Here is a 6,275-nt window from a genome sequence, read left to right on the forward strand (position 1 = left end):
TTTTTGCACCGCCTTGACGATTTTTTCAGGATCATCTATGACCTGAAGAATTTCAAGATCTTCCGGCGATATCCGTTTTTCTGCAAGCAGATGGGATTTGATCCAGTCGACCAGTCCTCCCCAGAAGTCTGAACCGACCAGGATCAGCGGAAACGGTTTGATGCGATGGGTTTGAATCAAAGTCACCGCCTCAAAAAGCTCATCCATAGTACCGAAACCGCCGGGCATGATAATATAAGCGGAGGCATATTTGATGAACATGACCTTACGGATAAAAAAGTATTTAAAGTCGAGTTTAATATTCGCATACTGATTAGGCGTTTGTTCAAACGGCAATAGAATGTTGAGCCCGACGGAAGTTCCCCCTGCTTCGGCGGCACCTTTGTTGGCCGCCTCCATGACGCCTTCGCCGCCCCCGGTAATAACGGCGAACTTGTTTTTGACAAAAAGTGCGGCAAGATCTTCGGTTTTCTTATAAACAGGATCATTGGGTTGCGTTCTGGCTGAGCCGAAGATGGTAACGGCAGGACCCAGATCATGAAGGGTATCGATCCCTTCAACGAATTCTCCCATGATTTTGAACAGCCGCCAGGCTTCACCGATTTTTAAATCGTCAATCAGAAATTGTCTCTCCATATTATGCACAGTACCACCTATCCTCAATTCAGAAATGAGAATTTTTTCGCAAGGTCAAGGGCAATTCCGCAGGATAGCGGAAGTAGACGGCTGAATAGCCGCCCGTAAGGGCGAGGGGCACGGACGTCCCGAGTCAAATCAAGGAATTGCGCGCCCCGCAGAGCGGGACAGGAAGGCATACAATAGAGTATGACGCACAAGAGATTCCGAAGATTGACGCTGAGATTGCGGAAAAAGAGTCATTTATGGATGGAAACTAATTCGGCTTCCAGCCGAGTTCATTCAAACACCTCAGGTTTCACCGTTAAATCCGATAGTGACCTTGCCCTGGTCCACAATAACCGGCACCAGGCGTTCACCATCGGAATACTTCAGCATTTCCTTCATTTTGTCAGCATCAAATCGAACGTCACAATATTCAACCTCCCGGCCTTCTTTGGCGCAAGCTTCACGAGCTGCGACGGTATGGGGTCAGGTGTCTTTGCCGTAAATTAAGATTTTTTCCGACATGGTTACTTCCTCCTTGTTCTGGTATTTGGTTGAAACAGAAAAAAATAATTTTATGCAATTTCAGCATATTGCCAGAGACTATGCCATAGCATTTTTTAACAGTTGTTAAGTGTTTTGTCAATGATTACAGATTGACAAATATCACGGAGGTTGATAAAATTTTTATATTTTGCATCTAATTTTTTCTTTCGTTTTTGGCATGGGGCTCCGTCTATACACCACAAAAAATGTCTACCATGGTTAAATTGGATAGAGAGATTTGTCGGGATGTTGTTATCATCAACGCCTTAGGTCTGCACGCCAGGTCAGCAACCAAGATAGCAAAAAGGGCCCAAAACAGTAAATCAAAAATATGGATAATAAAAGACGGTGCCAAGGCGGATGCGTCCAGCATTGTCGACATCCTTACCCTTGCTTGCGAGCAGGGTTCAGAAATAACCATAAAAATTGACGATCAATTGGATCATGAAATATTGAATGATCTTGTGAAGCTCGTTGAAAGCGGTTTTGGGGAATAAAGTTGTATGTTGAATAACAACGATACAGAAATGCAGATCCACGGTATTGCGGCCTCACCCGGAATATGCGTTGGCAAGGCATATCTGGTTGGTCGAGAAGGTGTTGATGTTGTTGAAAAGTATTCTGTCAAAAGAGAAAAATTAAAAGAAGAGATCAAACGCTTTAAGGATGCTGTAAAGAAGGCCAAAGACGAGCTTTATAGAATTATTGAACAAACCCCTAAAGATCTTAGCCAGCATGCCCATATTCTTGAGACCCATATGGTGCTGTTCAAAGACAAGATGCTATATGGACGGACAATTGAGACCATTGAAAACGAACAGGTAAATGCCGAGTGGGCTCTTAAGACAGTGGCATCGAATGTAAAAGCGATGTTCAGCGACATGACCGATTCCTACCTGCGGGCCCGGGCGGCCGATATCATCCATGTTTCTGACAGCATCATGCGTAATCTGATTGGAGCTGAAACCGAGAGTATTGCTTCCATTGGCAAGCAGGTTATCCTGGTGGCGACCGACCTATCTCCTGCGGAAACCAGCCAGATACAGCTGGAGAAAGTCATGGGATTTATAACCGACCGCGGCGGCAAGGCATCCCACACGGCCATTATCGCCAGGAGCCTTGAGATTCCTGCGGTGCTGGGACTCGAAAATGCCACCCGTATAATCAAAAACGATGACATTATAATTGTGGACGGCACGTCCGGTGTTGTTATTATTAATCCCACCGGCCAGGCACTAATCCAATTCGAAGAACGCCAGGAAAGGTACGAGGAGCATAAAGCCGTTATTTCCCGGGAGAGCCATCTTCCGGCGGTGACACTGGATGGTATCCACCTGCAGGTGATGGGCAATATTGAACTGCCTGAAGAAGTCGTTGCCGTTATGACCTATGGTGGAGACGGTATCGGCCTTTACCGCACAGAGTTTCAATATTTAAGCCGCTCGGATTTTCCCAGCGAAGATGAGCTTTTTGATAAATACAAGGATGTTGTCGACGTCATCACCCCACGGCCGGTTACCATCCGAACTCTCGATATAAACGGTGACAAAGCGGCTTCCTATGCATCCGATTCCGAGGCGGCCAACCCTGTGCTGGGACTTCGGGGTATCCGATACTGCCTGCAAAAGCCCGATGTTTTCAAGACCCAGCTTCGAGCCATATTAAGGGCTTCGGCGTTCGGGCACATCAGGATTTTACTCCCCATGATTTCATGCCTTGAAGAAATCCTTGAGACCAAAAAAATTTTGAATGAGGTCGCCGATTCTCTCGACAATGAAGGTATCGACTATGACAGAAACATTGAAGTTGGGATTATGATTGAGGTTCCTTCAGCAGCAATTTTGGCGGATATTATGGCAAAAAATGTTGATTTTTTCAGTATCGGCACTAACGATCTGATTCAGTTTTCACTAGCAGTCGACCGCGTGAACAGACAGGTAGCCCATCTTTATCAGCCGCTGCACCCTGCCGTTATCCGCATGGTCAAACATGTTGCCGATGTAGCTCGTGACAGCGGTATAAATGTCTTTATGTGCGGCGAGATGGCTAGTGATCCGATGAACTTGCCGATTCTTTTGGGGCTGGGGCTGGAAAAGTTGAGCATGAACCCTCAATCCATACCAATGGCAAAAAAAACGATAAGATCTCTTGCAATAAATGAAACCAGACCCTTTATAGCGGAAGTGCTGAAAGAGACTACCACTAAAGGCGTCATGAACCTGGTGCAAAATACTTACGGTAGTATTCTATCCGATAAAATATTCAAGGAAGGATAATTCATTTTGAACGAAAAACATATCAAGACAGTCGCTGAGAACAAAAAGGCCCGGTACAACTATTCTATCGAGGACGTCTACGAGGCGGGGATGATCCTTTTGGGAACCGAAGTCAAATCCCTGCGGCTGGGCCGCGTAAACCTCAAGGATTCCTATGCCAGGATAAAAAAAGGTGAGGTATTTGTTTATCAAATACACATTGGCACCTATCCCTTTGCCTATCATGACAATCATGATCCTTTAAGAACAAGAAAGCTGCTTTTGCACAATTACGAGATCAAAAAGCTGTATGGCAAGGTCAATGAAAAGGGGTTTTCCCTGATACCCTTAAAGCTGTATTTCCAAAACGGAAAGGCCAAACTAACCCTGGCCCTTGCAAAAGGCAAGCGTAAGTATGACAAGCGTGAATCCATTCGGCGGCGCGATCAGGAAAGGGATTTGGAGCGATCTAAAAAGGAATACAAATAAAATCGTAACACCTGAATTTTGCATAGAAAATCTTGAAAGATTCAGGTATTATGATTTTATGACATGCGGCTACACCGCTCAAGGCACAAAGATGAAACAATCGGAACATATTTATGGAAACCGCTATAGAAAGTTTTCAGACTTAATAGAAATTGCGGTAGAAGAATCTCAAAAGTGAAAACTGATGGCGTCTGAATATTTAATTTCAGAGGATCCTTTGGCTTTTATATGCCGATGTGTAAAGCTACAGAAATTAAAGTGGACTTACCACGTGAATATGCGTATGAAAGGAAGATTTATCTCCCGGCGGGCCATCTTAGATTCCTCCGAACATTATGAAATTATTGAAGAATATCCAAAAGATAAATATTTTCCAAGTTATCTTGTCTATTCTCAATTTCAAGGCAAGATATTTCACGTACTATTTGCTGTTGATATTGAAGAGGAAAATATTCGTGTCGTTACTGCTTATTACCCAGATCCGGAAGAATGGGAAGAAGATTTTAAGACGAGGAGGTAAGAACTATGAAATGTCATGTATGTGGGTCAGGAATGCAATCTATCAATACTGATCTTCCATTTAAAGTAAATGATACAACGATTATTATTATGAAGGATTTGCCAGTAATTCAGTGTGACGGTTGTAGTGAATATTTATTAGACGACCTGGTGCTAAAGCGCGTGGACGCGATTATCGAAAATGCGGACACTGAAGCAGAATTAAAGATTATAAGATATGCGGCTTAGTTTTTACGGTCTATTATATTTTTAATGCTCCACCAACTTGCAGTGGGGTTCCGTCAGTTTCTTCTTTCTGGGAATAAGGATAGGCCGCTGGAGATAAAATTATAGAAATATGGTATTCAGCTATCAATCCTGGACCACCTTTTTTCACTGTAACCCTTCAATGATTTCGAAATTCCAGTATACCATTATTCTAATTGTTGCCGTTGACTTTAGTGCGTTACTGGATTATTATAGGACATTATGTTCTTTCACAATTTGGGGGCGAAACGGCTTCGACGGGGATAAAGAAGCTCAGGTTGCATACCAAGCTCCTGCCGGCTTGTAAAAATGGCGGGGAACTAAATATAATCGCAGATGATTATAACTACGCTTTAGCCGCTTAAAGGCTAACGTCCTTCCGGACGATTCCTGCTAATCCGGAAAGGGCGTCGACTAGCAGGATAGCCTGTCCCTAATTCCTGTTAACGGATGGGCGAATCTTATTACAGGATAGCCTTTCAAGCATCCAGCCTGGAGGAGACTTGAATAGGCGAAAGCTAGAGTTCAGGATAAGTATGTAGATGCCTCGGCGGAATATTTTCGGACGCGGGTTCGACTCCCGCCGCCTCCACCAATTACAGTTTGTATTTATTTAATGATTACAGGGAATTGGAGATTACACTGATTCCCTTTTTTCATTTTGGTGTAAATTTGGTGTAAAATTTTCAGATTTTTCATCCTCGTCTGGTGTTTCGTCAGCCTCTTTTACGCTCGGATTATAGACATTATCCATAAATGCAGAGCCGTCATCACGCTGATAGTTCTTGATATAGGAATAATACCGTTCCAGTATCATTTTCATGCTCGCATGCCCCATCATTTTCTGAACCCATCCAGGCAGTTCTCCGGCATCCAGCATCAATGTAGCGAAGGTGTGCCTGGTCTGGTAAAGCGACCTTGGCTTCAATCCTGCCTTCTTTAATGCCGGTTTCCAGATATGAAAACTCACTGAGTTAGGAAGCAGTGGACGACCATAAAAATTCAGGAACACATAATCTGATTTACCCATTGTGGCTTTCCGCTGGTCTCTCAACGCTTCAACCACTGGGGGCAACATTTTAATATCCCTGATTGAACCTTTGGTCTTGGGGCTACCTTCTTTACCCCTTACCCTTGTTTCCCTGACCTTGATGACACCTAACCTAAAATCAACATTCTTCCATTTTAGACCAGCCATCTCACCGAAACGCATCCCAGTATAAAAAGCCACTATAAAAAAGTTCTTGTATGGTGGCTTGACAGCATCCAGGAAGCGATGAACCTCATCAATTGATAGAGGGTAAATTTCCGGCTTGCTGACTGATAGGTTTTCAACCAAGCCCATAGGATTTTTATCTATCAATCCTGCTCTGAAAGCGAACTTCATCAATGAACGCATCGGCACAAGGACATTGTTTTTCCTTTTACTGGAACACTTCATTTCGCTTCTGAATTCTTCAACATCCAGAAAATCAATGTCTTTGATTGGCACATTCCCAAATCTGGGCAGAATGTAATAATTCATAGCGCCACGATAATCCTTCAATGTTGAGGATTTTACCTTTTGTAGCATTATCTTGACCCATTGTTGAGCGACTT

9 protein-coding genes and 1 other RNA gene are annotated in these 6,275 nt (G+C 43.6%); 6 read left to right on the top strand and 4 right to left on the bottom strand.

Annotated elements, in window-relative coordinates:
- Both V3S16_RS03105 and uxx1 read right to left on the bottom strand, forming a co-directional pair.
- The coding region (locus V3S16_RS03105; RefSeq protein WP_413883213.1) for a TIGR00730 family Rossman fold protein at positions 1-636 on the bottom strand (636 nt) is incomplete at its 3' end.
- Between the two features lie 291 nt (positions 637-927).
- A complete protein-coding gene (uxx1, locus tag V3S16_RS03110) occupies positions 928-1,146 on the bottom strand; it encodes a UXX-star selenoprotein family 1 (protein ID WP_413883214.1) in 219 nt (72 codons plus the stop codon).
- A gap of 236 nt (positions 1,147-1,382) precedes the next feature.
- Here uxx1 and V3S16_RS03115 point away from each other — a divergent pair, with 236 nt between their 5' ends.
- The 5 genes from V3S16_RS03115 (at position 1,383) to V3S16_RS03135 (ending at position 4,658) form a co-directional block, all read left to right on the top strand.
- Positions 1,383-1,664, top strand: coding sequence for an HPr family phosphocarrier protein (locus V3S16_RS03115; RefSeq protein ID WP_413883215.1), 282 nt, complete (start codon positions 1,383-1,385; stop codon positions 1,662-1,664).
- A 6-nt stretch (positions 1,665-1,670) separates the two neighbouring features.
- Positions 1,671-3,443, top strand: a complete 1,773-nt coding sequence (gene ptsP, locus V3S16_RS03120; RefSeq protein ID WP_413883216.1) for a phosphoenolpyruvate--protein phosphotransferase — start codon at positions 1,671-1,673, stop codon at positions 3,441-3,443.
- Positions 3,444-3,446: 3 nt separating this feature from the next.
- The gene (gene smpB, locus V3S16_RS03125; protein WP_413883221.1) at positions 3,447-3,911 is read left to right on the top strand and encodes an SsrA-binding protein SmpB; all 465 of its coding nucleotides are present in this window, start codon (positions 3,447-3,449) and stop codon (positions 3,909-3,911) included.
- A 184-nt stretch (positions 3,912-4,095) separates the two neighbouring features.
- Positions 4,096-4,431 carry a DUF4258 domain-containing protein gene (locus V3S16_RS03130; protein WP_413883217.1) on the top strand — a complete coding sequence of 112 codons (336 nt, stop codon included), beginning with the start codon at positions 4,096-4,098 and terminating at the stop codon, positions 4,429-4,431.
- 5 nt (positions 4,432-4,436) lie between these two features.
- Entirely contained in the window at positions 4,437-4,658 is a 222-nt protein-coding gene (locus tag V3S16_RS03135) for a YgiT-type zinc finger protein (protein ID WP_413883218.1), read from the top strand.
- Between the two features lie 13 nt (positions 4,659-4,671).
- On the opposite strand, the gene V3S16_RS03140 is transcribed toward V3S16_RS03135, so the two are convergent.
- Positions 4,672-4,806 (bottom strand): hypothetical protein, encoded by a 135-nt coding sequence (locus V3S16_RS03140; RefSeq protein WP_413883219.1) that lies wholly within the window; start codon positions 4,804-4,806, stop codon positions 4,672-4,674.
- Between the two features lie 109 nt (positions 4,807-4,915).
- On the opposite strand from V3S16_RS03140, the gene ssrA reads away from it, so the two are divergent.
- Positions 4,916-5,271: a transfer-messenger RNA gene (gene ssrA, locus V3S16_RS03145) on the top strand.
- 42 nt (positions 5,272-5,313) lie between these two features.
- Here the strand turns inward: ssrA and V3S16_RS03150 are convergent.
- A partial coding sequence (locus V3S16_RS03150; RefSeq protein ID WP_413883220.1) for a tyrosine-type recombinase/integrase occupies positions 5,314-6,275 on the bottom strand: 962 nt, incomplete at its 5' end.

Origin of the sequence: Candidatus Desulfatibia sp. (assembly GCF_036446775.1) — a bacterium.
GTDB lineage: Bacteria > Desulfobacterota > Desulfobacteria > Desulfobacterales > UBA11574 > Desulfatibia_A.